This window comes from Stenotrophomonas sp. YJH_SMC_27, from assembly GCF_059369815.1.
In genome coordinates this window covers 94,819-119,142 of the sequence record NZ_JCAFTA010000011.1, presented here as the reverse complement: position 1 = coordinate 119,142, position 24,324 = coordinate 94,819, and the positions used below count along the sequence as shown (strand labels likewise).

General features: G+C 67.6%; 17 protein-coding genes. 10 read left to right on the top strand and 7 right to left on the bottom strand.

Annotated features, from left to right (window positions below):
- Nucleotides 1-2: 2 nt before the first annotated feature.
- On the bottom strand, nucleotides 3-1,331 hold the full coding sequence (locus AC5P7R_RS16435; RefSeq protein ID WP_227854059.1) for a CitMHS family transporter: 1,329 nt from the start codon (nucleotides 1,329-1,331) through the stop codon (nucleotides 3-5).
- Nucleotides 1,332-1,405: 74 nt separating this feature from the next.
- The gene (locus AC5P7R_RS16430; RefSeq protein ID WP_227854058.1) at nucleotides 1,406-2,545 is read right to left on the bottom strand and encodes an OprO/OprP family phosphate-selective porin; all 1,140 of its coding nucleotides are present in this window, start codon (nucleotides 2,543-2,545) and stop codon (nucleotides 1,406-1,408) included.
- A 232-nt stretch (nucleotides 2,546-2,777) separates the two neighbouring features.
- On the opposite strand from AC5P7R_RS16430, the gene AC5P7R_RS16425 reads away from it, so the two are divergent.
- Genes AC5P7R_RS16425 through AC5P7R_RS16410 form a run of 4 tightly spaced genes read left to right on the top strand, consistent with a single transcriptional unit; the run spans nucleotide 2,778 to nucleotide 6,582 of the window.
- Nucleotides 2,778-3,467, top strand: coding sequence for a response regulator transcription factor (locus AC5P7R_RS16425; RefSeq protein WP_019662067.1), 690 nt, complete (start codon nucleotides 2,778-2,780; stop codon nucleotides 3,465-3,467).
- Nucleotides 3,460-4,851 carry a sensor histidine kinase gene (locus AC5P7R_RS16420; protein WP_031270791.1) on the top strand — a complete coding sequence of 464 codons (1,392 nt, stop codon included), beginning with the start codon at nucleotides 3,460-3,462 and terminating at the stop codon, nucleotides 4,849-4,851. The genes AC5P7R_RS16425 and AC5P7R_RS16420 overlap by 8 nt, the downstream gene beginning before the upstream one ends.
- Entirely contained in the window at nucleotides 4,848-5,903 is a 1,056-nt protein-coding gene (locus AC5P7R_RS16415; protein ID WP_021204358.1) for an ABC transporter substrate-binding protein, read from the top strand. Before AC5P7R_RS16420 ends, AC5P7R_RS16415 begins: the two co-directional genes overlap by 4 nt.
- A gap of 28 nt (nucleotides 5,904-5,931) precedes the next feature.
- On the top strand, nucleotides 5,932-6,582 hold the full coding sequence (locus AC5P7R_RS16410; protein ID WP_005414428.1) for a response regulator: 651 nt from the start codon (nucleotides 5,932-5,934) through the stop codon (nucleotides 6,580-6,582).
- Nucleotides 6,583-7,000: 418 nt separating this feature from the next.
- Here the strand turns inward: AC5P7R_RS16410 and AC5P7R_RS16405 are convergent, their stop codons facing one another.
- Together AC5P7R_RS16405 and AC5P7R_RS16400 are read right to left on the bottom strand one after the other, a co-directional pair.
- Nucleotides 7,001-9,643, bottom strand: coding sequence for a hybrid sensor histidine kinase/response regulator (locus AC5P7R_RS16405; RefSeq protein WP_227852077.1), 2,643 nt, complete (start codon nucleotides 9,641-9,643; stop codon nucleotides 7,001-7,003).
- A 66-nt stretch (nucleotides 9,644-9,709) separates the two neighbouring features.
- On the bottom strand, nucleotides 9,710-10,879 hold the full coding sequence (locus AC5P7R_RS16400) for an OprO/OprP family phosphate-selective porin (RefSeq protein ID WP_111098062.1): 1,170 nt from the start codon (nucleotides 10,877-10,879) through the stop codon (nucleotides 9,710-9,712).
- Between the two features lie 328 nt (nucleotides 10,880-11,207).
- Here AC5P7R_RS16400 and AC5P7R_RS16395 point away from each other — a divergent pair, with 328 nt between their 5' ends.
- Both AC5P7R_RS16395 and AC5P7R_RS16390 read left to right on the top strand, forming a co-directional pair.
- Nucleotides 11,208-12,551, top strand: a complete 1,344-nt coding sequence (locus tag AC5P7R_RS16395) for a dicarboxylate/amino acid:cation symporter (RefSeq protein WP_021204354.1) — start codon at nucleotides 11,208-11,210, stop codon at nucleotides 12,549-12,551.
- Nucleotides 12,552-12,780: 229 nt separating this feature from the next.
- Nucleotides 12,781-15,072, top strand: coding sequence for an NADP-dependent malic enzyme (locus AC5P7R_RS16390; RefSeq protein ID WP_495214044.1), 2,292 nt, complete (start codon nucleotides 12,781-12,783; stop codon nucleotides 15,070-15,072).
- 452 nt (nucleotides 15,073-15,524) lie between these two features.
- On the opposite strand, the gene AC5P7R_RS16385 is transcribed toward AC5P7R_RS16390, so the two are convergent.
- Together AC5P7R_RS16385 and AC5P7R_RS16380 are read right to left on the bottom strand one after the other, a co-directional pair.
- Complete coding sequence (locus tag AC5P7R_RS16385) at nucleotides 15,525-16,268, bottom strand: basic secretory protein-like protein (RefSeq protein ID WP_111098063.1); 744 nt, start codon at nucleotides 16,266-16,268, stop codon at nucleotides 15,525-15,527.
- The gene (locus AC5P7R_RS16380; RefSeq protein ID WP_495214043.1) at nucleotides 16,265-19,609 is read right to left on the bottom strand and encodes a GH92 family glycosyl hydrolase; all 3,345 of its coding nucleotides are present in this window, start codon (nucleotides 19,607-19,609) and stop codon (nucleotides 16,265-16,267) included. Before AC5P7R_RS16380 ends, AC5P7R_RS16385 begins: the two co-directional genes overlap by 4 nt.
- Before the next feature lie 422 nt (nucleotides 19,610-20,031).
- On the opposite strand from AC5P7R_RS16380, the gene AC5P7R_RS16375 reads away from it, so the two are divergent.
- From AC5P7R_RS16375 to AC5P7R_RS16360, 4 genes are all read left to right on the top strand, one after another.
- Nucleotides 20,032-20,229 (top strand): zinc-finger domain-containing protein, encoded by a 198-nt coding sequence (locus AC5P7R_RS16375; protein WP_005410967.1) that lies wholly within the window; start codon nucleotides 20,032-20,034, stop codon nucleotides 20,227-20,229.
- A gap of 15 nt (nucleotides 20,230-20,244) precedes the next feature.
- Nucleotides 20,245-21,360, top strand: coding sequence for a glycosyltransferase (locus tag AC5P7R_RS16370; RefSeq protein ID WP_019662058.1), 1,116 nt, complete (start codon nucleotides 20,245-20,247; stop codon nucleotides 21,358-21,360).
- Complete coding sequence (locus AC5P7R_RS16365) at nucleotides 21,341-22,672, top strand: O-antigen ligase family protein (protein WP_021204349.1); 1,332 nt, start codon at nucleotides 21,341-21,343, stop codon at nucleotides 22,670-22,672. The genes AC5P7R_RS16370 and AC5P7R_RS16365 overlap by 20 nt, the downstream gene beginning before the upstream one ends.
- Nucleotides 22,673-22,809: 137 nt before the next feature.
- The gene (locus AC5P7R_RS16360) at nucleotides 22,810-23,259 is read left to right on the top strand and encodes an REP-associated tyrosine transposase (protein WP_021204348.1); all 450 of its coding nucleotides are present in this window, start codon (nucleotides 22,810-22,812) and stop codon (nucleotides 23,257-23,259) included.
- 107 nt (nucleotides 23,260-23,366) lie between these two features.
- Here the strand turns inward: AC5P7R_RS16360 and AC5P7R_RS16355 are convergent, their stop codons facing one another.
- Nucleotides 23,367-24,284 (bottom strand): LpxL/LpxP family Kdo(2)-lipid IV(A) lauroyl/palmitoleoyl acyltransferase, encoded by a 918-nt coding sequence (locus tag AC5P7R_RS16355; protein WP_058983548.1) that lies wholly within the window; start codon nucleotides 24,282-24,284, stop codon nucleotides 23,367-23,369.
- Nucleotides 24,285-24,324 lie beyond the last annotated feature (40 nt).

Genomic DNA, 24,324 nt, shown 5'->3' with positions numbered 1-24,324 from the left:
GGTCAGGCGGCAAGGGGATACAGGCCGAACAGCAGGCTGCCGATCATCAGCAGCATCGAGATGGCGATGGCCCACTTCAGGGTGAACTTCTGGTGGTCGGCGAATTCGACCTTGGCCAGGCCCACCAGCAGGTAGGTGGACGGCACCAGCGGGCTGAGCAGGTGCACCGGCTGGCCGGCCAGCGAGGCGCGCGCCATTTCCACCGGGGTGATGCCGTAATTGCCGGCGGCCTCGGACAGGATTGGCAGCACGCCGAAGTAGAACGCGTCGTTGGACATGAAGAAGGTGAACGGCATCGACGCCACCGCCGTGATCACCGCCAGGTGCGGGCCCCACGATTCCGGAATCACGGCCAGGAAGCTGTGCGACATCGCCTCCACCATGCCGGTGTTGTTGAGGATGCCGGTGAAAATGCCTGCGGCGAAGATCAGTGACACCACCGACAGCACGTTGCCGGCGTGGTTGACCACGCGGCGGCGCTGCTCGGCCAGGTTCGGATAGTTGATCACCAGGGCGATGGCGAAGCCGACCATGAACAGCACCGGCATCGGCAGCACGCCAATGATCAGCGCGGTCATCAGCGCCACGGTCAGTGCCAGGTTCACCCACAGCAGCTTCGGCCGCTTGATGTCTTCGGCATCTTCCACGGTCGGCAGCGCGTTGCTGTCGTCGGACACGCTGTTGTCCATCCAGCTGCCGCCCTTGGGCAGGGTCACAACACCCAGGCGACGGCGTTCCTTCAGGCCCAGGTACCAGGCCAGCAGCAGCACGCCGGCACAGGCGATCACCATCGACGGGATCAGCGGCACGAACACGTCGGCCGGGTCCACGTGCAGCGCGGTGGCCGCGCGTGCGGTCGGGCCGCCCCACGGGGTCAGGTTCATCACGCCGCCGGCAAGGATGGTCACGCAGGTCATGTTCAGCGCGTTCATGCCCAACCGCTGGTACAGCGGCAGCATCGCCGAGACGGTGATCATGTAGGTGGTCGAGCCATCGCCATCGAGCGAGATCAGCATCGCCAGCACCGCGGTGCCAAGCACGATCTTCATCGGGTCGCCCTTGACGAAGCGCAGGATCACCCGCACCAGCGGATCGAACAGGCCGGCGTCGATCATCACCCCGAAGTAGAGGATGGCGAACATCAGCATCACGCCGGTGGGTGCGATCTTCTTGATGCCCTCCAGCATCATCTCGTCGATGCCGGCACCGAAGCCACCGATCAGCGCGAACAGGATGGGGATGGTGATCAGGGCGACGAGCGGCGACAGGCGCTTGCTCATGATCAAGTACATGAACGTAATGACCATGCCAAAGCCGAGGATGCTCAGCATCATCTGCGGACTCCTTGCGAAAACAGGACGTGGGGAGTGGAAGGGGCCCGGGCGGAATGCCCGGAATGTCGGGCCTAGAAGTCGTACTGCAGGCGGCCGGTGACCGCGCGCGTGCGGTCCACCGTCACCCCGGCCAAGCGGTCGCGGTTGCGGCTTTCGATCACGTTGAGCATGAAGCGCAGGTTGTCGCGCAGGTACCAGTTGCCACCCAGCGTCCAGGCTTCGGTGCTGCCGCGACGCAGGTCCGGCGCACCGTCGAGATGCTGCGCGCCCCACATCTGGTCGTAGCGCAGCGCCACTTCGAAGGCCCCGGCCTTGTGGCGGATGTCCTTCACCCGCGCGAAGCGGCCGGTCTTGCGATCGTAGGCACGGCTTTCGCCGGTGACGAACCAGCTGAGCATGCCGTAGGCCGCCATTACATCGCCACGCTGGGCGCCGTCGTCGAAGGTGGCGCCACTGAACTCGCCCTGCCACGACAGCGGGCCGCGCACCTGCGCGTATTCCAGCGACCACTTGTTGACGTCGGTATCGCGGCCGGCGGAGAAGTCGACCAAGGTCAGGCGGCTGTTGTCGGACAGATGGCCGGCCGGGCGCGGGCGGATACGCAGGCCGGGCACGCCGTTGGCGCCGGGATTGTCGTAGGCCTCGCGGGCCAGCGACAGGCCCAGGTGCAGCACGTCGCCGTCGCTGGGCGAGGGTGCCCAGGTGACGCGGCCACCCGCCGCACGGCCCTTCACCTGCCAGGCGTCGATGCTCTCCAGGCTGTAGAGGCTGGCCGCCCAGGTGAAGTCACCGGGGTTGGCCTGCCAGGACGCACCCAGGCGGTACAGCGGCGCCAGCGTGGTGCCGGCGTTGCCGCGCTCCAGGAAGCTGCCGTAGTTGGAGCTGGTACGGTCATCCAGCGAGAAGTACTGCTTGAACTGGCCGACGGTGAGCTTGCCGGCCTTGCCGAAGCTGCGCGCCAGGTACACGTCCTTGGCCTCGACGCGGTCGCCGGAGAAATCGGCTTCCAGCTTGTAGTCGACCACGAAGAACTTGCCGGACACGTCAACCCACGCACGGCGGATTTCGGTGTCGTCCTTGTTCGGGGTGCCCCGGTTGTCATTATCGAAGGTGGCGAAGTCCAGGTGCAGGCGGCCACCCAGGGTGGCGGTGACCGGACGGTCGTCTTCGGCAGCGAAGGCCGGCGCCGACAGGACAGCCAGCGCCATCATGGCGGCAGGACGCCGCCAGGCAAACGTGAATTCCACAAACCCTCCCAGGTGCGCGCCAGGCGCGCGGCAATCGTGGGCACCGGACGGTGCGCGGCCGCAGTCTGGGTCGCCGTAGCTGTCATCGTCCTGTCAGCGGTTTGTGCGGTGCAGCGTAAATGGTCGCCAGGCATGGCCCGGCGGGCGGCCCCGGCGTCATGCGGTAGCATTCGCTTCCCCTCCCACCATCGTGCCCATGCGCCTGCTGCTGGTCGAAGACAACCCGGATCTGGCCGATGCGATCATCCGCCGCATGCGCCGCAGTGGGCACGCCGTGGACTGGCAGGCCGATGGCCTGGCCGCCGCCAGCGTGCTGCGCTACCAGAGCTTCGACCTGGTGGTGCTGGACATCGGCCTGCCCAAGCTCGATGGCCTGCGCGTGCTGGCCGGCATGCGCGAGCGCGGTGACAGCACGCCGGTACTGATGCTGACCGCGCGTGATGGCATCGAGGATCGCGTGCAGGCGCTGGATGTGGGCGCCGACGACTATCTGGGCAAGCCGTTCGATTTCCGCGAGTTCGAAGCGCGCTGCCGTGTGCTGCTGCGGCGTGCGCGTGGCCAGGCCAGCGAAGTGGTGCAGATTGGCGGCTTCCAGTTCGACAACGCTGCGCACCGGGTCAGCCTCGACGGCGAACCGATCGAACTGCCCAATCGCGAGTACCGCCTGCTGGAGATCCTGGTCGGCCGTCTTGGCCAGGTGGTCGGCAAGGACGAGATCGGCAACGGCCTGTTTGGTTTCGATGACGAAGCGGGCCCGAACGCCATCGAGTTGTATGTTGGCCGCCTGCGGAAAAAGCTGGCCGGCGCACCGCTGCGCATCACCACGGTGCGCGGTGTCGGCTACCTGCTGGAAGCCAGCGATGGCAGCGCCGACGCCGATGGCTGACGCACGCGCTGCGAACGCCGCACCGGGTTCGCTGCGGCGCACGCTGCTGCTCTACCTCGGCGCGCTGCTGGCGGTATTCGCGGTGGCGCTGCTGTTCGCCGCGCGCGACTATGGCCAGCGTGCGGCAAACCGTTCCTACGATCACCTGCTGGTGTCTTCGGCGCTGTCCATCGCCGATTCGGTGGCCCTGGTCGACGGCCAGTGGCAGGTCGATCTTCCCTATGCGGCGCTGGACCTGCTGGCGATGGCCCCGGAAGACCGCGTGTTCTATCGGGTGGCCGACAGCCGCGGCAACCTGATCACAGGTTATGGCGATCTGCCGTCGCCGCCGCGCCGTCCGGGCACGCAGCCGCAACTGTTTGATGCGGCGTACAGCGGCGAGACCGTGCGCTTCGTGGTGGTCGGCCGCAGTTTCGCCGCGGCCTCGGCGCAGGGCGAGGTGCAGGTGCAGGTGGGCCAGACCCGGCGTGCGCGCGAGGCCGTCGCGCAGGACATGGTCAATCGCGCACTGCTGGCGATCGGCGTGCTGTCCGGCCTGCTGCTGGCGCTGGTGGCGTTCGGCGTGCATCGCGCATTCCGGCCGCTGGTGCGGGTGGAGCGCGAGCTGTCGCGACGGGAGCCGTCCGACCTGAAGCCCCTCGACGCGCGCGTGCCGCGCGAGATGGACCAGATGGTGGCGGCGTTGAACCGCTTCATGGAACGCCTGTCCAGCAGCAACGAGACACTGCGCGCATTCATGGCCGAGGCCGCGCACCAGATGCGCACGCCGTTGGCTGCCCTGCGCGCGCAGGCACAGCTTGCGCTGGACGACGACGACCCCGAAGACATGCGGCGCAGCCTGCAGGCGATCGAGCGCAATGCCACCCACATGAGCCGGTTGCTGAACCAGCTGCTCAGCGATGCCAGCGTGATCCATCGTTCGCATCTGCAGCGCTTTGCAGCGGTGGACCTTGCCGAGACCGTGCACCAGGCCCTGCATGAAGCGCTGCCGCAGGCCGGTCCGGCGCCGCGCGTGCAGTTGGCGATGACCGCCGAACCGGCACTGGTGCACGGCGATGCGCTGCTGCTGCGCGAGGCGATCAAGAACCTGGTCGACAACGCACTGAAGTACGGCGGTGACGGCGACCTGCAGATTGCCCTTACCGTGGAAGGCGAGCAGGCCGTGCTGACCATCGCCGACCACGGCGCAGGCATCGCCCCGGCCGATGCCGAGCGCGTATTCGAGCGTTTCGCACGTGGCGAAGGCGCGCCCTCAGGTGGTGCCGGGCTGGGCCTGGCCATCGTCAAGCGCGTGGTCGACAGCCATGGCGGCCGCATTGACCTGAGCAACCGCCCGCAGGGCGGGCTGGTCGCCACCATCCGCCTGCCACGGAGCAGTCCATGATCCGCCTGTTCGCTGCTGCCGTTGCCTTGCTGCTGGCCCTGCCGGTACTGGCCGCGCCCGGCGACGTACGCCGTTTCCCGGCCCAGGCAAAGGCCACTGCGCAGCTGCGCATTCACGGCACCACCGACATCGAAGTGTTCGCGGTGGTGATCGCCGATTACCAGCGCCTGCATCCCGGCACCGAGGTGGTGTACGAGGACATCATCACCCAGGACCTGTACGCGCGTTACCTGCACGACCGCGCCGGACCGGCATCGCCGGACCTGCTGATCTCCAGCGGCATGGATCTGCAGACCAAGCTGGTCAACGATGGCCACGCGCTGTCACACCGTTCGGCGCAGACCGCCGCACTGCCGGCCTGGGCACAGTGGCGCAACGAGGCGTTCGGCATCAGCTACGAGCCGGTGGTGATGGTCTACAACACCCGCATGCTGCCGGCCGCGAAGGTGCCGCACACGCGTCGGCAGCTGCTGGACCGGCTGCGCGCCGAGGGAGCACCGCTGCGCGGCAGGGTCGGCACCTATGACATCGAGCGCAGCAGCGTCGGCTACCTGCTGTCTACCCAGGATGCGCAGCGTGGCAGCATCGCCGGTGCGTTGCTGGGCGCGCTGGGTGACAACGACGTGGTGCGCGAGGAGCGCACCGGCGTGCTGCTGGACAAGGTGGCCAGCGGACAGCTGTCGCTGGTCTACAACGTGCTCGGCTCCTACGCGCAGGCGCGCGTCGACGCGGGTGCCCCGCTCGGCATTGTGGAGCCCGAGGACTACACGCTGGTGGTGCTGCGTACCGCAGTGATCCCGCGTACCGGCCCACACCCGGAAGAAGCCCGGCGCTTCCTCGACTACCTGCTGTCGCCACGCGGCCAGCAGGTGCTGTCGCGCGAGGCACGGCTGATGCCGATCGTGACCGGCAACGCGCGCGGCGATGATGCGCCGGGCCGCAGCCGCCGCCCGATCCAGCTCGGCCCGGGCCTGCTGGTGTACCTGGACGCGCTCAAGCGTCGCCAGTTCCTCGATGCCTGGCGCAGCAGCGTGGAGCCGGCAGGGCGCTGAGGCGGCGACCTGCCCGTACAATGGCGGCATGAGCGAATACACCATCCTGATCGCCGATGACCACCCGCTGCTGCGTTCGGCGGTGGTGCAGTCGTTGCGGCAGAGCCTGCCGCTGGCGCAGGTGCGCGAAGTCGCCAGCGCCGAGGCATTGGCCGAAGCGCTGGATGCCCACCCGGATGTGGACCTGGTGCTGCTGGACCTGACCATGCCCGGCGCGCACGGTTTCTCCGCGCTGCTGCACGTGCGCGGCTCGCATCCGGACATTCCGGTGGTGATCCTCTCCTCCAACGACCATCCGCGGGTGATCCGTCGTGCCCAGCAGTTCGGCGCGGCGGGTTTCATTCCAAAGTCTGCTCCGGCCGAGACCATCGGCGAGGCGGTGCAGGCGGTGCTCGATGGTGGCCTGTGGTTCCCGGCGATGGCCGCCGAACGCTCCGAGGCCGACGCACTGCTGGCCAGCCGCCTGGCCCAGCTGACCCCGCAGCAGTTCCGTGTGCTGCTGTGCCTGGCCGATGGCCTGCTCAACAAGCAGATCGCCTACACGCTGGGGTTGGCCGAGAACACGGTGAAGGTACATGTCACTGCGATCCTGAAGAAGCTCGAATGCCACAGCCGCACACAGGCAGCGGTACTGGTGAAGGCGCTGGAGCCTGAGGGCGACGCCGGCATCGGGTTGTAGTTTCCGGCCAACGGCGCAGCCCCTCGTGGGTGGGTTTGGGTTGGTCGCTGAAAGCAGAAGCTGCGACCGGCCTCTGACAGATTTCGGTGGCCTGCCACCCACGGAGAAGAAAAAAGATCAAAAGCAAAAGCAGGCTGTCAGGCCGCCTTTTGTAGAGCCGGGCCCACGCTCGGCTTCGCGGACCGGCCGGAAAGCAGCCGAGCATGGGCTCGGCTCTACACGAGCAAGCGCAGCGCGCGACCCGCTTTTGATCTTTTTTCTTCTCCGAGGGTGGACGCGCACGGAACGTGTCCGTGGCCGGGTAGATGGGCTGCACAGGGACGTACTTGCAGCGCCCCCTGTGCAGCCCATCTACCCGGCCCCACCGATGAACTGCTTTGCGCGACCACCCACGAGGGGCTGCGCTGTTGGCTGGAAACTATCCGCGATGCCGGATCAGCAACTGACTCATCAGCGCCCGCAGCGCCGGCGGCTTCACCGGCTTGGCCATCATTCCCCAACCGCGTTCGGCAGCCATCTCACGCAATCCCGCATCGCGCTCGGCGGTGACCAGCACCACCGGCGGACGGGCCTGCCACAGCTTTGCCAATGTCTCGTACAGCACCGGGCCATGGTGGTCACCCATGCGCACATCCAGCAGCACCAGCTCTGGCACCGCGCCTGTTGCCGCCAGCTGCAGCGCCGCCTGCGGGCCGTCGGCCAGCGCCACCTCGCAGCCCCAGCGCTCCAGCAGCGCGCGGCTGGCGGCGCAGACGTGCGGATCGTCGTCGATCACCCACACCCGGCGACCGCGAAGCGGGTTGTCCGCGGCCGGTTCCTGCATCAGCACCGGCACAGGAGCAGTAGCGGGAATCGCGCTGGCTTCGCCGAACGGCACGCCCACCGCGAACACGCTGCCCCGGCCCAGCTGCGAGCGCAGGCGGATCGGGTGGCCGAGCAGCCGACCGATGCGGTCGACGATCGCCAGGCCAAGGCCGGCGCCGCGCTGCTGGCCGTCGTGCAGGCGGCGGAACTCCTCGAAGATCTCGCCCTGCAGCGCATCGGGAATGCCGGGGCCCTGGTCGTGAACTTCGATCCACAGCAGGCCTTCGCGGCGACGGCAGCCGAGCAGCACGCGGCCACGTTCGCTGTAGCGCAGTGCGTTGGACAGGAAGTTCTGCAGGATGCGGCGCAGCAGCGCTTCATCGCTGACCACCACCGCAGCGGTATCGACCCAGTCGACCACCAGCCCACGTGACTGCGCGGCGATGCCGAACTCGCGTGCCAGCGTCTGCAGCAAAGGCCCGAGCCGGAACGCCTGTACGCGCGTGGGCAGGCTGCCCGATTCCAGGCGCGCGATATCCAGCAGGCTGTTGAGGATCGCATCCTGCGCGGCCAATGCAGCATCGATGTGGTCGCTGGTCTGTTGCTGCGCCGGGTCACTCAGCTTGCCGCGCAGCACCGAGACGAACATGCGCGCCGCGTTGAGGGGCTGCAGCAGGTCGTGCACGGCCGAGGCAACGAAACGGGTCTTGTAGCGGTTGGCCTGCTCGGCTTCGCGGCGTGCTTCGTCCAGGTCGCGGGTGCGTTCGGCGATGCGGTGTTCCAGCGCATCGGCCAGGGAGCGCAGTTCGCGCGCGGCGTTCTTGTAGCTGGTGATGTCGGCATAGCTGGTGACGAAGCCGCCGTCAGGCAGCGGATTGCCACGGATCTCCAGCACCGTGCCGTCGTCCTTCTCGCTCTCGCGCATGTGCGGGCGGCCGCTGCGCAGGTGGTTCAGGCGACGCTCGATTGCTTCATCGACGGGGCCCGGACCGAGCAGGCCACGGCGTGCGTTGAAGCGGAACAACTCCTCGATCGGCCGGCCCACGCGGACCAGGTCTGCCGGGAACCGGAACAGTTCCAGATAGCGCGAATTCCACGCGACCAGGCGCAGTTCGCGGTCGATCACCACCACGCCCTGCGGCAGGTGTTCGAGGCTGCGGCTGAGTCCGCTGTCGGCGTCGGTGGCCGCCTGCAGCAGGCCATCCTGTGCGGTGCGCAGTTCCTGTGCATGCTGCTTGAGCAGGGTTTCCAGTTCGCGGCGGCTGCGCAGGCGATGCTTGGCCAGGCGTCGGCGCTGCTGCACGAACAGCACCAGGAAGCCCAGCGCCAGCCACGCGGCACCGCCGGTGAGTGCGGCCGCGCGGCCGGCGGCGGTGGCGGCGCCGGCGTCGTGCAGCAGATGCAGGTTCCAGCCTTCGGCGGGCAGCGGCAGGCTTTGCCACAGCATCGGCTGCGGCAGTACGGGATCGAGCAGGCGCACCATGCGGCCACCATCGGCAAGCACGTCTTCAGTACGCGCGCGCAATGGCTGCAACGCGCGGTCGGCGTATTGGCGGGCGTCCAGCATTTCGCGGCGCTCATCGGCGCCCAGCGGGCGCAGCAGGCGGTAGCGCCAGCTGTCACGGTTGGCCAGGAACACCACGTCATGGTCGTCGCTGGCCAGCACCACGTCCGGGCTGCTCAACCATTCCTGTTCCAGCGCCGACAGCTCGACCTTGATCACCACCACGCCGAGCCGCTTGCCACCTTCCTCGATGGCCTGCGACAGGTAGTAGCCGGGTACGCCGGTGGTCATGCCGATGCCGTAGAAGCGGCCGCGGCCCTGCGCCAGTGCCTGCCGGTAGTAGGGGCGGTAGCTGTAGTTCTCGCCGACGTTGCTGGTCGGCTGGTCCCAGTTGCTGGCCGCCACTGCCACGCCGTCGTGGCCGACCAGGGTCAGGGTCGAGGCACGGGTGACTTCATTGGCGCGTTGCAGCTTGAGGTTCAGCCGCTGCTGTTCGGTGGGCGAGGGCGGCACACGCAGGGCGTGCAGCAGATCCGGATCCAGCGCCAGTACCTGCGGCAACGTGCCGAAGCGGTCGATGCGCTGCTGCAGGCCCTGGCCGTACAGCTGCAGCTGGCGTTGCACCTGGCTGCTTTCCTCGCCGAGGGCGCGCCGCCAGGCGTAGTGGCCGGCGGCGACCGCACACAGCACGGTGCCACCGACCATCACCAGGAGGGTCAGCAACAGCATCCGGTGGCGGCTGAGCCGGTACATGGCGGCAGTCTACGCAGGGCCGGCGGGCGTGACGTGCACGCCCGCCGGGGTCTGACGTGGAAGGGGTCAGAAGTGCATCTGCGCGCGCAGTTCGAAGATCTCCGGCGTGCTGTGCACACCGCGACGGCTGGCGTCGACCTTCACATAGTTGGCCTGGAACTTGAAGTGGCTGGTCAGGTACCAGTTCGCGCCCAGGGTCAGGTCGTGCTGGCGGCCACCAAGGATGCTGCCATCGTCGAGGTCCAAGCGGCTGTAACGGGCCACCAGTTCCACCGCGCCGTAGTCGTGCGCCGGCTTGATGTTGGCCACGGCACCTGCGTTGTACGGGCGCGACTCGCCGGTCAGCACCCAGCTGGCCATCGCGTACTGGCCGCTGCCGGTGTAGTCGGGCTTGCCGTCATGGCGGGTGACCGTGGCACGCAGGGCTTCGGCCTGCAGCGAGAACGGACCGCGGATCCAGATGCCTTCCAGGCCGGTGCGGCGGATCTGGTCGGCGGTGACCAGCGCGCCGGAATCGACATAGCGGATGTCGGTCAGGCCGGCTTCCGGGCGTGCACGCAAGCGCGCGCTGGCCTCGTGGTGCACGTCACGGCCATCGCTGTAGCCGCGCGGATTCTCCTGCGAATAGGCCAGGCCCAGGTGAATCACGTCACCCGGCGCCTTCACCGGGGTCCACACCGCACGCACGGCCTGGGTGGTGCCGGGGTTGTCACCCTGCAGGTCCTTGCCGCCATAGGCGCCGGCCTGCAGCAGGTACTGCGGGCGCTCCAGCACCCATTCCACGCCGGTGCGGCGGCCGGCGTAGAAGGCCTGCACGGGCAGCGCGGTTTCCAGGAAGCTGCCGGCGCGCGAAGAGGTGTTCGCGTCCAGGCCGACCGGGGTCTTCATGTAGCCGAAGCGGAAGCGGCCGATGTCGCGGCCGAAGAAGGCCTTGCTTTCAAAGCGCACGAACACGTCCAGCCAGGTATCGGACTGGAAGTCGTAGTAGACCATCGCGTCGTAAACGCCCTTCTTCTTCAGCGTCGCACCGAACTCCTTGCGACGCACCGCGTCGTCATCCTCCAGGCCACTGCCCGAGGAGAAATCGTTGTAGTCGTAGGCGATGTTGGCGGTAGCGGCCAGTTCGGTGCCGTCGCCGAAGGCGTACTTGGTCGGCCAGTTGTCGAAATCGGCGGCCGAGGCGAAGGCGGGAAGGGCGGCCAGCGACAGGGCCAGCAAGGTGGGATTCGGGCGCATGTTGGGTGCGGCTCTCTCGGATTGCGTGTGGACAGGACAACAACGGCCGCAGGGGCCGAAACTTTCGCAAGGACGCGCCCGGCCGTTCAGCCCGGGCCACCGGCCTTCCCGTGTCTGGGCGGTGTGGCGCCAGTGTAGGCACCTGCGCCACCTGAACCGGGGGGCTAGTACCAATAGGTTATCTGCGCCGACGTGCCCAGCGCGTACAAAGGCGTCCATTGGTCGCACCTCCTGCGCGTGCAGCACAGGGCGATCAGTTTCCACGGTAGCGGTTCCCGTGCAGTCCCGGGGCCGTACGTGCCTGAAAACGCCCCTTCCGGAGTCCGCCATGCACATCCCGACCGCAGCCCCGGCGCCTGCAAAGCCGTTGCCGATCTATCGCCAGCTGTACTTCCAGGTGATCGTGGCGATCGTCCTCGGCGCCATCCTCGGCCACTACGAACCGTTGGTGGGCGAAAAGATGAAGCCGCTGGGCGATGCCTTCATCAACCTGGTGAAGATGATCATCGCACCGGTGATCTTCCTGACCATCGTCACCGGCATCGCCGGCATGACCCACCTGCGCACGGTGGGCCGGGTGTTTGCCAAGGCGATGGCGTACTTCCTGTTCTTCTCCACGCTGGCGCTGATCGTCGGCATGATCGTGGCGCACGTGGTGCAGCCCGGCGCCGGCATGAACATCAACCCGGCCGAGCTGGACCAGACCGCGGTGCACAGCTACGTCGAAAAGTCGCATGACCTGACCCTGGTCGGCTTCCTGATGGACATCATCCCGAAGACGCTGGTGAGCGCCTTCGTCGATGGCAACATCCTGCAGGTGTTGTTCATCGCGGTGCTGTTCGGCATCGCGCTGGCCTCGGTGGGCGAGAAAGGCAGGCCGATCGTGAACTTCCTGGAGGCGCTGGTCGCCCCGGTGTTCAAGCTGGTGCACATCCTGATGAAGGCCGCCCCGATCGGTGCCTTCGGCGCGATCGCCTTCACCATCGGCAAGTATGGCGTCGGCTCACTGATCAACCTGGCCTGGCTGGTGGGCTCGTTCTACCTCACCGCCTTCCTGTTCGTGGCGGTGATCCTGGGCCTGGTCTGCCGACTGTGTGGCTTCTCGGTGTTCAAGCTGGCGCGCTACCTGAAGGCCGAGCTGCTGCTGGTGCTGGGCACCTCTTCGTCGGAGTCGGCGCTGCCGTCGCTGATGGAGAAGATGGAACGCGCCGGCTGCAGCAAGTCGGTGGTGGGCCTGGTGGTCCCGACCGGCTACTCGTTCAACCTGGACGGCACCAACATCTACATGACCCTGGCGGCACTGTTCATCGCCCAGGCCACCAACACCGAACTGACCCTGGGACACCAGATCGCCCTGCTGCTGGTCGCGATGCTCAGCTCCAAGGGCGCGGCCGGTGTCACCGGCGCCGGTTTCATCACCCTGGCCGCCACCCTGGCCGTGGTGCCGGAGGTGCCGGTGGCCGGCATGGCGCTGATCCTGGGCGTGGACCGCTTCATGAGCGAATGCCGCTCGCTGACCAATTTCATCGGCAATGCGGTGGCCACCGTGGTGGTCTCGCGCTGGGAAGGTGCGCTGGACCGCAACCGCCTGCAGCTGGCGCTGGACGGCCGCGAGAGCGAACTGCCGCCGCCGGTCGATGCGCTGCCCGAGGCGCTGCCGGCCAAGGGCTGATCCAGGTGTGTGGTACCGCGGGGCCGGCCACGACAGTGGTACGGCCCCGCGGCGTTTCAAGGCGTCCCATGACTGTCATGGGCAACGCCGATGCTGGTCTGGGGCCCCGCCGCATACGGCACGGAATTGTGCGGTCGCAGCATGGCTGCGACAGGATAGCGACAGGTCCAGACGCTCCAACGGGGGTATGATCCCCTGTCCCTTCTGCCCATTCATGTAACCCACATCGATGTCCAACGAAGATTTCAAACAGGCCGCCCTCGATTACCACCGGATGTCCCCCCCGGGAAAGATCAAGGTTTCCGCTACCAAGCCCATGCTGACGCAGCGCGACCTGTCGCTGGCGTATTCGCCGGGCGTGGCGTATGCCTGTGAAGCGATCAAGGCCGACCCGCAGCAGGCCAGCGAGCTGACCGCCCGCGGCAACCTGGTGGCGGTGATCTCCAACGGCACCGCGGTGCTGGGCCTGGGCAACATCGGCGCGCTGGCCGGCAAGCCGGTGATGGAAGGCAAGGGCGTGCTGTTCCAGAAGTTCGCCGGCATCGATGTGTTCGACATCGAAGTGGATGAAACCGACCCGGACAAGCTGGTCGACATCATCGCCTCGCTGGAGCCGACCTTCGGCGGCATCAACCTGGAAGACATCAAGGCGCCGGAGTGCTTCGTGGTCGAGCGCAAGCTGCGCGAGCGCATGAAGATCCCGGTGTTCCATGACGACCAGCACGGTACGGCGATCATCGTCGGCGCAGCGGTGCTCAACGCCATGGCGATCACCGGCAAGAAGATCGAGGACGTGAAGCTGGCGACCACGGGCATGGGCGCCGCCGGCATTTCCTGCGTGAACATGCTGGTGCAGCTGGGCCTGAAGCCGGAAAACATCCTGGCCTTCGACCGCGAGGGTGTGATCCACACCGGCCGTACCGACCTGGACCCGGAAAAGCAGCGCTATGCGCGCGATACCGACAAGCGCACCCTGGCCGAGATCGTCGACGGCGCGGACATCTTCCTGGGGCTGTCGGCACCGGGCATCCTGACCGCCGAGATGGTCAAGACCATGGCCCCGGATCCGGTGATCTTCGCGCTGGCCAACCCGACTCCGGAAATCATGCCGGAGGTGGCGCGCGCCGCCCGTCCGGACGCGATCATCGGCACCGGCCGCTCGGACTACCCGAACCAGGTCAACAACGTGCTGTGCTTCCCGTACCTGTTCCGTGGTGCGTTGGACGTGGGCGCGACTGCGATCAACGAGGAAATGAAGATCGCCTGCGTGCGTGCCATCGCCGCGCTGGCGCGCCGCGCGGCCACCGACATGGGCTCGGCCTATGGCGGCGAGACCCCGAGCTTCGGCCGTGAATACCTGATCCCGCGTCCGTTTGACCGCCGCCTGCTGGTGGAGCTGTCGGCGGCCGTGGCCCAGGCCGCGATGGACTCGGGCGTGGCTTCGCGCCCGATCGAGGACATGGGCGCCTACCGCGACAAGCTGGCCCAGTTCGTCTACCGCACCAGCCTGATGATGAAGCCGGTGTACGACCGCGCGCGCAGCGACAAGCAGCGCGTGGTGTACGCCGAGGGCGAAGAGGAAGTGGTGCTGCAGGCGGTGCAGAACGTGGTCGATGACGGCCTGGCGCATCCGATCCTGATCGGCCGCCCGGAAGTGATCGAGTCGCGCATCGAGCGCCTCGGCCTGCGCCTGAAGATCGGCGAGAACGTTGAAGTCACCAACATCAACGACGACCCGCGCTTCAACGAATACTGGCAGTACTACCACGCCCTGACCGGCCGCCGTGGCGTGACCGTGGCCGCGGCGAAGAACCTGATGCGTTCGCGCCCGACCCTGATCGCAGCGGTGATGGTGGCCCGTGGCGAAGCCGATGCGATGCTGACCGGCATCGTCGGCCGCTTCCACAAGAAGCTGGGCTACGTGCGCAGCGTGCTGCCGCTGGAGCCGAAGGTCACCTCGACCTCGGCGATGACCGGCGTGATCAACCAGCAGGGCGTGTTCTTCTTCGTCGATACCCACGTGCAGGAAGACCCGACCGCCGAGCAGCTGTGCGAAGCAACCCTGCAGGCGGCCTACCGCATGAAGCTGTTCGGCATCGAGCCGAAGGTGGCGCTGCTTTCGCACTCCAACTTCGGCAGCCACGATTCGAAGGATGCACTGAAGATGCGCCAGGTGCGCGAGCTGCTGCTCAAGCGCAACCCGCGCCTGAACGTGGATGGCGAAATGCAGGGCGACACCGCATGGGATGAAGCGCTGCGCCAGAAGCTGCTGCCGGGCTCGACCCTGCAGGGCCGAGCCAACCTGTTCGTGCTGCCGAACCTGGAAGCGGCCAACATCGCCTACAACCTGGTGCGCGTGTTCACCGACGGCGTGGCGATCGGTCCGATCCTGATGGGCGTGAACAAGCCGGTGCACATCCTGACCACCAGCGCGACCTCGCGCCGGATCCTGAACATGACCGCGATTGCGGCGGTCGATGCGCAGATCCGCAAGCAGATCGAAGCGGAAAAGAAGGCGTAAGCCTTCGTTCCGCTGCGATCTGCAGAAACGCGCCCTTCGGGGCGCGTTTCGTTTCCGCCCAGCGGAAACGGGTAGAGTCGACTGTTAGTCGACTGCCTTTCCTACAACCACCGAAAATCCCGCGCGATCGCGCGATAGTCGACTAACAGTCGACTCTACCGGTCCCGATGCCGGTCCCACCGCTGCCACACGCGCTACGCACCCCGGTCATTTCCCTGCAACGCCGCTGCGGCCCAATACGCCCACGCGGCCTGGCCGTGGGAAGGGACCGGACCGGCCTCCCCACCCTGGGCCCGACCAACTTTCCATGGACGAGGGTGTCATGCGCAATCGAGTGACGCGGCGGTACTTCCAGCAGTTGTTCGCGCTGTACGCCGGCTTCGTGCAGTCGCGCTGAGGCCGCGATGCGGTAGCGCCGGGCAATGCCCGGCGAACGTAAAGTGCGTTGGGGCTCAGCGCCGCTTGCCGCGGCGCGCTGGTGCCGGCGGCGGTGCATCCGAACGCGGCTTGGCATACTGCGTCCACAGCGCAGGCAGTGCCTTGCCGGTGTGCTTCTGCCACAGCACCGGTGCATAGCGGCCGTCGCGCAGGGCCTTGTCCAGTGCCAGCACCAGGCCCGGATGTTCGGCGTCGGCCCATTTCAGGAACGCACCGGTGACCCGGTAGCCGCTGTCGAAGTTCTGCCCCGTCTCGACCTTGCCCGGCAGTGCCCAGCCCGCAGCGGCATTGTCCATGCCGTAGCGGTCGCGTGCGTAGTCGGCGATGCCCTCCACCAGCCAACCCGGCACCCGTGCGTCGCCATAGCCCGGATAGCCCTGCACGATGTGCATGGCCTCATGGGTGACCAGGTCGATGTCGTTGGGGTGCTGCGCAAGCCAACCCGGGTTGATGGTGATCGTTGCGGCCTGGTCCTTGTCACCGACGAAGGCGATGCCGGTGTAGGCCGGGTCGATCACGATGCGCACCATCGCCGGCGCGGCCGGGTGGAAGTCCGCACGTTCGCGCAGGTAGGCGAAGAAGAACGTATCGATCACCCGCTTGCGCTGCGGCGCGGCCAGGGCGCCACGGGCGTCCTGGTAGTTCAGCGTCACGCCGTCGCGGGTCAGCTGCGTATCGAACGCCTGGGTCTGGCCGAAACTGGAGAAGGACAGGGCAACAAGGGCCAAGGGCAGAAAACGGAAGCGCATGCCGCTCATTGTACGGTGCCGGCCGCCAGCAGTTCGATCTCCGCCAGCGGCAGCCGTGCCGGTGCCGCCAGGCGCAGGCGGTATTCGCTGTAGCGACCGGGTTTTGCAATGCGGAATAGACGGGTCTGGCGGGCGGATTCGAAGTCTTCGCCGCTGCGCTGGTCGAGCACGGCCCAGCTGCCGCTGCCGTTGCGCGCCTCCAGTGTCCACTCACCGCCCTGGATACGGCTGTCACCGCTGGTCAGCGTGTACATCGTCGGGGTGCCCTCAGCCAGGCCGGCCAGCGCGATGGTTGCACCGCCGCCCAGGCCCACCGTCGTGCCGGCATCGTCATCGACCAGCGCGGGCAGGGCGCGGCCATCGGCCAACGTCGCCTTCGCGCCGCTGCCGAGCAGGTCGTGCAGCAGCTGCGGGCGCTGGCCGCGTGCGGTCAACGAGCGCGGCACATCATCCACGCCACTGCCCCAGCGCGAGGGACGGGGGCCCATCACGAAGTCGAGGGTCGCGCCCTTGGCGATCAGCTCGTGCGGCACCCAGGTCTTCGTCCACGGTTTGCCGTTGATCGTCAGCGACTGCACGTAGACGTTCTCACGCGAGTTGTTGGCCGCGTTCACGGTCAGCACGGCACCACCCTGCAGTTCCACGCGCGCATGTTCGAAGGCCGGCGAGCCGATCACGTACTCCGGTGCGCCCATGCGCAGCGGGTACAGGCCCAGCGATGCCAGCACGTACCACGCCGAGGTCTCGCCGTTGTCCTCGTCACCGGGATAGCCCTGGCCGATCTCACTGCCCACATACAGCCGCGACAGGATCTCGCGCACATGCTGCTGGGTCTTCCACGGCTGCCCGGCGTACAGGTACATCCACGGGATGTGGTGCGCCGGCTGGTTGCTGTGCGCGTACATGCCCATGCGCACGTCGCGCGCTTCGGTCATCTCGTGGATGGTGCCGCCATAGGAGCCGGCCAGTGCCGGGTCGGCGGTTTCCGGCGTGGCGAAGAAGGCATCCAGCTTCGCCGCCAGCTTGTCGCGGCCACCGTACAGCGCGGCCAGGCCTTCGCCATCGTGGGCGGCGGTGAAGGCGAAGGTCCAGCCATTGGATTCGGTGTAGTCGTGGCCCCATACGCGCGGGTCGTAATCCTTGGCGTCCACGCGCCAGCGGCCATCGGCCTTGCGGCCCTGGAAGAAGCCGGCGGCCGGGTCGAACATGGTCGCGTAGCTGGCGGCGCGATAGCGGAAGTACTCGGCCTCGGTGCTGTAGCGCTCGCGTGCAGCCGGCGTGGTGGCGCGCTTGGCCAGTGCATCGGCCATGTTGGCGATGCCGAAGTCATTGAGCGCGCCTTCCATCGTCCATGACATGCCTTCGTGCACGTCCGCGCTGGCGTAGCCACGGAAGGTCGAACGGTCCATGCCCTTGCGGCCGACATGACGGTCGGGCGGGACCACGGTCGCGTTCTTCAGCGCGGCGGCGTAGGCCTCGGCCGGATCGAAGCCGCCGATGCCCTTCAGCCAGGCATCGGCGAAGGCCACGTCCGAGCTGGTGCCGACCATCAGGTCGGCGTAGCCCGGCGACGACCAGCGCGCGATCCAGCCGCCGGCGCGGTACTGCTCGATGAAGCCTTGCACCAGCTGGCCGGCATCGTCGGGCGTAAACAGCGCATAGGCCGGCCAGGTGGTGCGGAAGGTATCCCAGAAGCCGTTGTTGACGAAGACCTTGCCGTCGCGCACGGCCGCATAGCTGCGGGTCGCGCTGCCATCGGTGTTGTCATCGCTGGCGCTGGCCTGGTTGGCGTAGCGCCAGTCGGGTAGGGCCGCGCTGCCCACGTTTTCATGGCCGGAGTTGGGGTACAGGTACAGCCGGTACAGGCTGGAGTACAGCGTGGTCTTCTGGTCGTCGCTGGCGTTGCCGATGTCGAAACGGGCCAGGCGCGCGTCCCATGCATCCTGCGCACGGCTGGCCACGCTCTCCAGCGTATCGGCAGCGCTGATTTCCAGTGCCAGATTGTGCCGCGCCTGCTCGACCGAGATCAGCGAGGTGGCGATGCGCATCGTCACCCGCCGGTCGCTGCCGGCGTCGAACTTGATGTAGCCGGTCGGGCGGCCGGTGTCGAGGCGGCCGCTGCTGCGCCACGGCTTGTCGAAGCTGGCCACCACGTACATGCGGCTGGCTCCGTTGGACAGGCCGCTGCGCGTATCGGTGTAGCCGGACAGCGTCTGCGTGGCGGCGTCCAGGGTCAGGCCACCGCGCGCATCGACATTGTCGAACAGCAGGTTGGCGTCGCCGCCCTCGGGGAAGTCGAATCGGAACAGTGCGGCATGATCGGTCGGCGCGATGGCGGCAGCGATGCCATTGTCAAAGCGCACGTCGTAACGGTACGGGCGGGCGCTTTCGTGGCGGCGGTCGAACGACAGCGCGCGTTTGCGGCGGTCGGCGTCCGGCGCGCCACGGCTGGCCGAAGGCATCACCTGGAAGGTCTGGCGGTCGCCCATCCACGGGCTGGGCTGGTGGCTCAGTGCCAGCGCCTGCAGCTGCGGGCGGTTCTGCGCATCGTTCTGTTCGTTCCAGCGGTACAGCCAGTTCAGTGCGCCGGCATCGGTCACCGGGGTCCAGAAGTTGAACCCGTGCGGCACCGCCGTGGCCGGGAGGTTGTTGCCGCGCGAGAACGTTCCGTTGGCCTGGGTGCCGCGTGTGGTCAGCACCCAGTCCGAGACGCGCTGCGGCTGCTGGCGCGGCTGCGCATCCAGGCATACGTCGTCGATCCAGCCGGAGACCGGCGCACCTTCGGCACTGGCCACCTCCAGCTCGATCGCCACCACGCGGCGGCCTTTCAGCGCGGGCACGTCGCCCAGCCGCACCGCCTTGCGCGCCCACTGCTGTGGGTACAGCGTCTTCGACTCGCCCTGCGCATGGGCGCCAAGGGCCACGCCATGCTGGTCGCGTGCCGTGCCAGCCGAAACGCGGCTGCCATCGTCCAGCAGCAGGTCCAGCGATACATAGGTCGAGGCGACGGTGTCCTTGCCGACGATTTCCGGCAGCACCAGCCACGACAGCGTGGTATCGGCCTCGATGGGCAGGTCGGCCTTGAACAGTTCGCGCCGCGCGCTGCCGCCTTGGCTGCTGTAGCGCAGCGCATGCAGGCCGCTGTAGCCGGCGTTGCGCTTGGCGGCGTAGGGCGCGGCCGGTCCATTGCCGATCGTGACCTGAAGCGCACTGGTGGCCTGCGCCGGGACAGGCTCGCCCGGTTCGAACGAGGTGTGCAGCCCCTGCGCCAGCGCCGGCATCGCAGTGGTCACGCAGGCCAGGGCCAGAGCGAGCGGAAGCAGGGCGCGGCGTGGATCAGACAGGGTCATGCAAGGGTCTCCCGAGAGGCAGGCGGCAGGCAGAACCCGCATCGGCGGACACCACGGACAGCATCGCTCCGCCCGCCGGGAGGGCAGTGGAAGAGGCGATGCCGGTCCGGTGGGGGCGGGCCATGCGATCGGGTCGGATTGGGGTGGGCCGATTCACGGCCTGGCCCGATCCTGCAACAGCGGCAGCAGCCTGACAAGTGCCATTTAGTTCGATCCAAATGCGGCAAATTTCGCAGTCGGCGGGTTTCCAGCGTGAACCCGCTGGATCGATTGAAGGATTTCCGCCAGTGCGAGGCCTTGGATCTGCCGCGCAACCGCGCAAGGAGACGCCCTGCGGCGGGCAAAGACCTGTTGTTGCGCAATGTCGGGGCGGCCCGGATGCTAGAATCACAGGCCTCGCAACCCGTTCATCGACATCCGCCATGAGCCATACCGCCACTGCGCCCGCCAACGCCGAGAAGCGCTACACCGTGCACCGCAGCGATCTGCCGCTGAGCTGCCCGACCCCGGAAATGGCGCTGTGGAACTCGCATCCGCGCGTATACCTGCCGATCGAGGACGAGCCCAATGGCGAAGCGCAGTGCCCGTACTGCGGTTCCGTGTTCGTGCTGGCCGACTAAACGGCGGCCTTTTCGATGCGCCGATTGACCGTGGTGCAGTTGCTGCCGGCGCTGCACTCCGGCGGTGTCGAGCGCTCGACCCTGGAAATCGCTGCGGCCCTGGTCGCTGCCGGCCATCGTGCGCTGGTGGTCTCCGCCGGTGGCCGCCTGGTGCAGCCCCTGCTCGATAGCGGTGCCGAGCACCTCACCCTCGACATCGGCCGCAAATCGCTGCTGACGCTGCGCCACCTGCCGACCCTGCGCCGCCTGTTCGCTGAAGTCGGCGCGGACATCGTGCACGCCCGTTCGCGGCTGCCGGCATGGCTGGGCCTGTACGCGATCCGTGCCATGCCCGCCGCCCAGCGCCCGCACTGGGTAACCACCGTGCACGGGTTGAATTCGCCCAGTCGCTACAGCGCGGTGATGACCAGCGGTGAACGCGTGATCTGCGTGTCCAACACCGTGCGCGACTACGTGCAGCGGCACTATCCGACGGTACCCGAAGCGAAGCTGCAGGTGATTCCGCGCGGCGTCGATGTCACACAGTTTCCGCGCGTGGCCCGCGCCGACCGCCGGCCACGACTGGCGCTGGCAGCCGACTACCCGTGGCTGGCGCAGGTTGGGGGCCCGCTGCTGCTGCTGCCGGGGCGGGGCACCCGGCTGAAGGGACATGCCCATGCGCTGCAATTGCTCGCCGATGTACGTGCAGCTGGTGTGCCGGCACAGCTGTGGATGCTGGGCACCGATGAACCGGGCCGCGAAGCCTACGTGGCCGACCTGCGCCGGCAGGCCACTGCCTTGGGCGTGACCGACGCCGTGCAGATCAGCACGCCGACCGCGCGCATCGCCCAGGCCTATGCAGCCAGCGATCTGGTGCTGCAGCTGTCGGACAAACCGGAAGCGTTTGGCCGCACCGTGGTCGAGGCGCTGTCGGTCGGCCGTCCGGTGCTGGGCTGGGATCATGGTGGCGTCGGCGAACTGCTTCGGCAGCTGCAGCCCGCTGGCGCGGTGCCGCTGGGCGATGCACGCGCGTTGGGTGAACGTGCGCTGGCCCTGCTGGCGCAGCCGCCGTTCCTGCCGACCCGCATCCCGTTTACGCTGCAGGCCATGCAGCGCGATACCCTCCGCCTCTATGCCGACCTCGCTGGCTGACTCCGCCGTCACCGTGCGCGACGACCGCGCCGGGCGCTGGGCGCCGTGGTGGGTGCTGACGTACGTAGCACTGTGGCCATTGCCGGGCATCGCGGAGACCGTGCTGGGCCTTGGCGCGGTCTACGCCGCCGCGCGCATGGTCATGCGCCGCCTGCAGCGCCGCCCGCATCTGTTGAGCACGGCAGCGTGGGCGCTGACCTCCATCCTGTTCCTCGGCTATTGGCTGCCGCAGGCGTTCTCGGCGTTTGATGCAATCGATCCGGCAGCGTCGTGGACGAAGGCGGCTGCCGGCCTGCGCTACCTGCCCTTCATGTGGCTGGTGGCGATCGCGGTGGCCACGCCGGAACGCAGGCGGCTGACCTTCGGTGGCCTGGCGCTGATCACCGGCGCATGGACGCTGGATGCGCTGGTGCAGGCGCTGGCCGGAACCAGCCCGTGGTTCTGGTCGCTTGAGCAGCTGAAGCTTGCGGTGAGTGGTCACGCGTTGTGCCCGGCCACTGAGGCAGCCGTGGTCGATCGCCTCAGTGGGGCACTCGGGCCGTGCAACCTGAAGTTCGGCCAGGTCCTGGCCAGTCTCTCACCGTTCCTGTTGTTGCCGCTGGCGCGTCGCTTTGGCAATCCGGGTTGGGTACTGGCCGCGGCGGCGCTGGGCTGCGTGCTGCTGCTGGCCGGCTCGCGCGCGTCGTGGATCACCTTCGCGCTGGTGCTGGCCTACAGCGGCGTGCGCCAGTTCGGTGTGAAGCGGATGCTGCTGCTGGCGCTGCTCGGCGTGCTGGGCGCCGGCGTGCTCACCGCAGGCGTGCCGCAGCTGCGCGAACGCCTTGCGCGTACCGCGATGGCGTGGGATGGAAGCGAACGCGGTGTCGACGAGGCACTGTCGGGGCGCGCGCGTATCTGGGAAGCCGCCGTCTGCATGATCGAAGAACACCCGTTCAACGGCGTCGGCGCACGCGGTTTCCGCGATGCCTATCCCGCCTGCGTGGCCGAAGAGGGGCTGGCGGTATGGGGGGATGCTCCCGCCCTGCACGCGCATCAGATCGTGCTGGAAATCCTGGCAGAAACCGGGGTGATCGGCCTGCTGCTGTGGCTGGCAGCCGTGGCCCAGGCCTGGCGGGCCTGGCGCTATGCACCGACGGCCGCGCGTGACCGGGCCCGCCCTGCGATGCTGGCGCTGGCGGTCACCGTGTTCCCGCTCAACACGCATCTGGCGTTCTATTCCGCGTTCTGGGGCGGCCTGACCGTGCTGCTGGCAGCCCTGTTCGCCGGCAGCCTGCTGGCCCGCGACGCAGATGATTCCCCGCCGGTGAAGTGACCGCGCATCCGCGCATGGTAGGGATCAACCATGGAGTCGATCAGTAGATCCACGCCATGCGTGGATGAGGCTTTCCCGACCTGAACACGGTGACATCTCCACTATCGGTGCCCCGGCAGTTCGCGCACGCTGGAGGCATGGCCAGCCCCAGACTCCGCTACGGTCGGTATTCCCGAACCGGCAACGTGTACTCATTGACCACGGCAACCCTTGGCCGTGAACCGTTATTCGCCGATGCGGCGAACATGGCGATCCTAATCGACACCCTGCGCTTCGTCGAGCGTAGGGGCTTCAGCCACAGTCTCGCCTGGGTGGTGATGCCTGACCATCTGCACTGGTTGATGGAACTGCGCAGTGGAACCCTGGCCGAGTGCATGGCCCTGCTCAAATCACGCAGCAGCCGACTGCTGAACCGGCGATTGGAGCGACGAGGGGCGCTGTGGCAGCACGGTTACCACGATCATGCCGTACGCAGCGATGAATCCCTTCATGAGAAGGCGATGTACATCCTGGCCAATCCGGTCCGTGCGGGCCTGGCCGGCACGTTGGGTGAGTACCCGCACGCATGGTGCCGTTGGCCGTTGTAGGTGCCGGCACCCGGATTAGAGCATCCACGCATGGCGTGGATCTACTTCAGAATGCTCCGCGTCATCAAATTCACGCCATGCGTGGACGAAACCCTCCCGCCCCACCGTTATTTGTAGAAATCACTCCGGCCGCCGGGCTGGCGCTTGAAGCGGCGGTGGATCCACAGGTACTGGTCGGGAGCCTCGCGCACCATCGCTTCGATGGCCTGGTTGACCCGCGTGGTATCGGCTTCCACATCCTCGCTGGGAAAGTTCTCCAGCGGCGCGCCGATCTTCAGGAAGTACTTCCCGCCCTCGCGGCGGTGGAAGTAAGGAATCACCGCACAACCGGTCATCCGCGCCAGCTGGTGGGTGGCGGTAATGGTGGATGCGGTATGGCCGAAGAAGGGCACGAACACGGTGTCCTTGCCGCGCATGTCCTGGTCCGGCGCGTACCAGAGGAAGCCGCCCTTCTTCAGGTGGCGCACGGTCGCGCGGATGTCCTCGTTGGCGAACATCGCCTTGGCATAGCGCAGGCGGCCGAACTTCACCGCCCACTCGTACACCGGGTTCTTGTGCTTGCGGTACATGCCTGAAAGATCGACGTAGTCGCACAGCAGGCGGCCGCACATCTCCAGGGTCATGAAATGGCCGGACACCAGCAGTACGCCGCGGCCTTCGGCCTGCATCCGCCGCAGATGTTCCAGGCCTTCGATCTGCACCTGTGGGCGGATGCGGTCGATGCTGCCCCACCACGCGCGGATGCACTCGAACACGCCCACACCCAGTGCGTCGAAGCTGTCGCGCACCAGGCGCTGGCGCCACGCTTCGTCCTTTTCCGGGAAACACAGCCGCAGGTTGACTTCGGCGGCGCGACGGCGGCTGCCGAGCAGGCGCCAGCTGATCCAGCCCACGCCACGACCGAGCGCACGCTGCAGCATCCACGGCAGGCGGGCGATGGCGAAGGCGCCGAGCATGGCGGCGAACATCGGCCAGTTGCGGGGATCGCGCAGCGACGGACGGACGGCGGTGGTGGCATCGGACATGGCGCCATTCTACCAACCCGGCAGCGTGTCTTTCCCGGGG

Coding starts and splice junctions, on each gene's coding strand:
- AC5P7R_RS16400 (WP_111098062.1), bottom strand. CDS start 10,879: ATGCGCCCGAATCCCACCTTGCTGGCCCTGTCGCTGGCCGCCCTTCCC.
- AC5P7R_RS16410 (WP_005414428.1), top strand. CDS start 5,932: ATGAGCGAATACACCATCCTGATCGCCGATGACCACCCGCTGCTGCGT.
- AC5P7R_RS16380 (WP_495214043.1), bottom strand. CDS start 19,609: ATGACCCTGTCTGATCCACGCCGCGCCCTGCTTCCGCTCGCTCTGGCC.
- AC5P7R_RS16395 (WP_021204354.1), top strand. CDS start 11,208: ATGCACATCCCGACCGCAGCCCCGGCGCCTGCAAAGCCGTTGCCGATC.
- AC5P7R_RS16430 (WP_227854058.1), bottom strand. CDS start 2,545: ATGATGGCGCTGGCTGTCCTGTCGGCGCCGGCCTTCGCTGCCGAAGAC.
- AC5P7R_RS16355 (WP_058983548.1), bottom strand. CDS start 24,284: ATGTCCGATGCCACCACCGCCGTCCGTCCGTCGCTGCGCGATCCCCGC.
- AC5P7R_RS16420 (WP_031270791.1), top strand. CDS start 3,460: ATGGCTGACGCACGCGCTGCGAACGCCGCACCGGGTTCGCTGCGGCGC.
- AC5P7R_RS16375 (WP_005410967.1), top strand. CDS start 20,032: ATGAGCCATACCGCCACTGCGCCCGCCAACGCCGAGAAGCGCTACACC.
- AC5P7R_RS16360 (WP_021204348.1), top strand. CDS start 22,810: ATGGCCAGCCCCAGACTCCGCTACGGTCGGTATTCCCGAACCGGCAAC.
- AC5P7R_RS16415 (WP_021204358.1), top strand. CDS start 4,848: ATGATCCGCCTGTTCGCTGCTGCCGTTGCCTTGCTGCTGGCCCTGCCG.
- AC5P7R_RS16405 (WP_227852077.1), bottom strand. CDS start 9,643: ATGTACCGGCTCAGCCGCCACCGGATGCTGTTGCTGACCCTCCTGGTG.
- AC5P7R_RS16370 (WP_019662058.1), top strand. CDS start 20,245: ATGCGCCGATTGACCGTGGTGCAGTTGCTGCCGGCGCTGCACTCCGGC.
- AC5P7R_RS16435 (WP_227854059.1), bottom strand. CDS start 1,331: ATGCTGAGCATCCTCGGCTTTGGCATGGTCATTACGTTCATGTACTTG.
- AC5P7R_RS16385 (WP_111098063.1), bottom strand. CDS start 16,268: ATGAGCGGCATGCGCTTCCGTTTTCTGCCCTTGGCCCTTGTTGCCCTG.
- AC5P7R_RS16390 (WP_495214044.1), top strand. CDS start 12,781: ATGTCCAACGAAGATTTCAAACAGGCCGCCCTCGATTACCACCGGATG.
- AC5P7R_RS16365 (WP_021204349.1), top strand. CDS start 21,341: ATGCCGACCTCGCTGGCTGACTCCGCCGTCACCGTGCGCGACGACCGC.
- AC5P7R_RS16425 (WP_019662067.1), top strand. CDS start 2,778: ATGCGCCTGCTGCTGGTCGAAGACAACCCGGATCTGGCCGATGCGATC.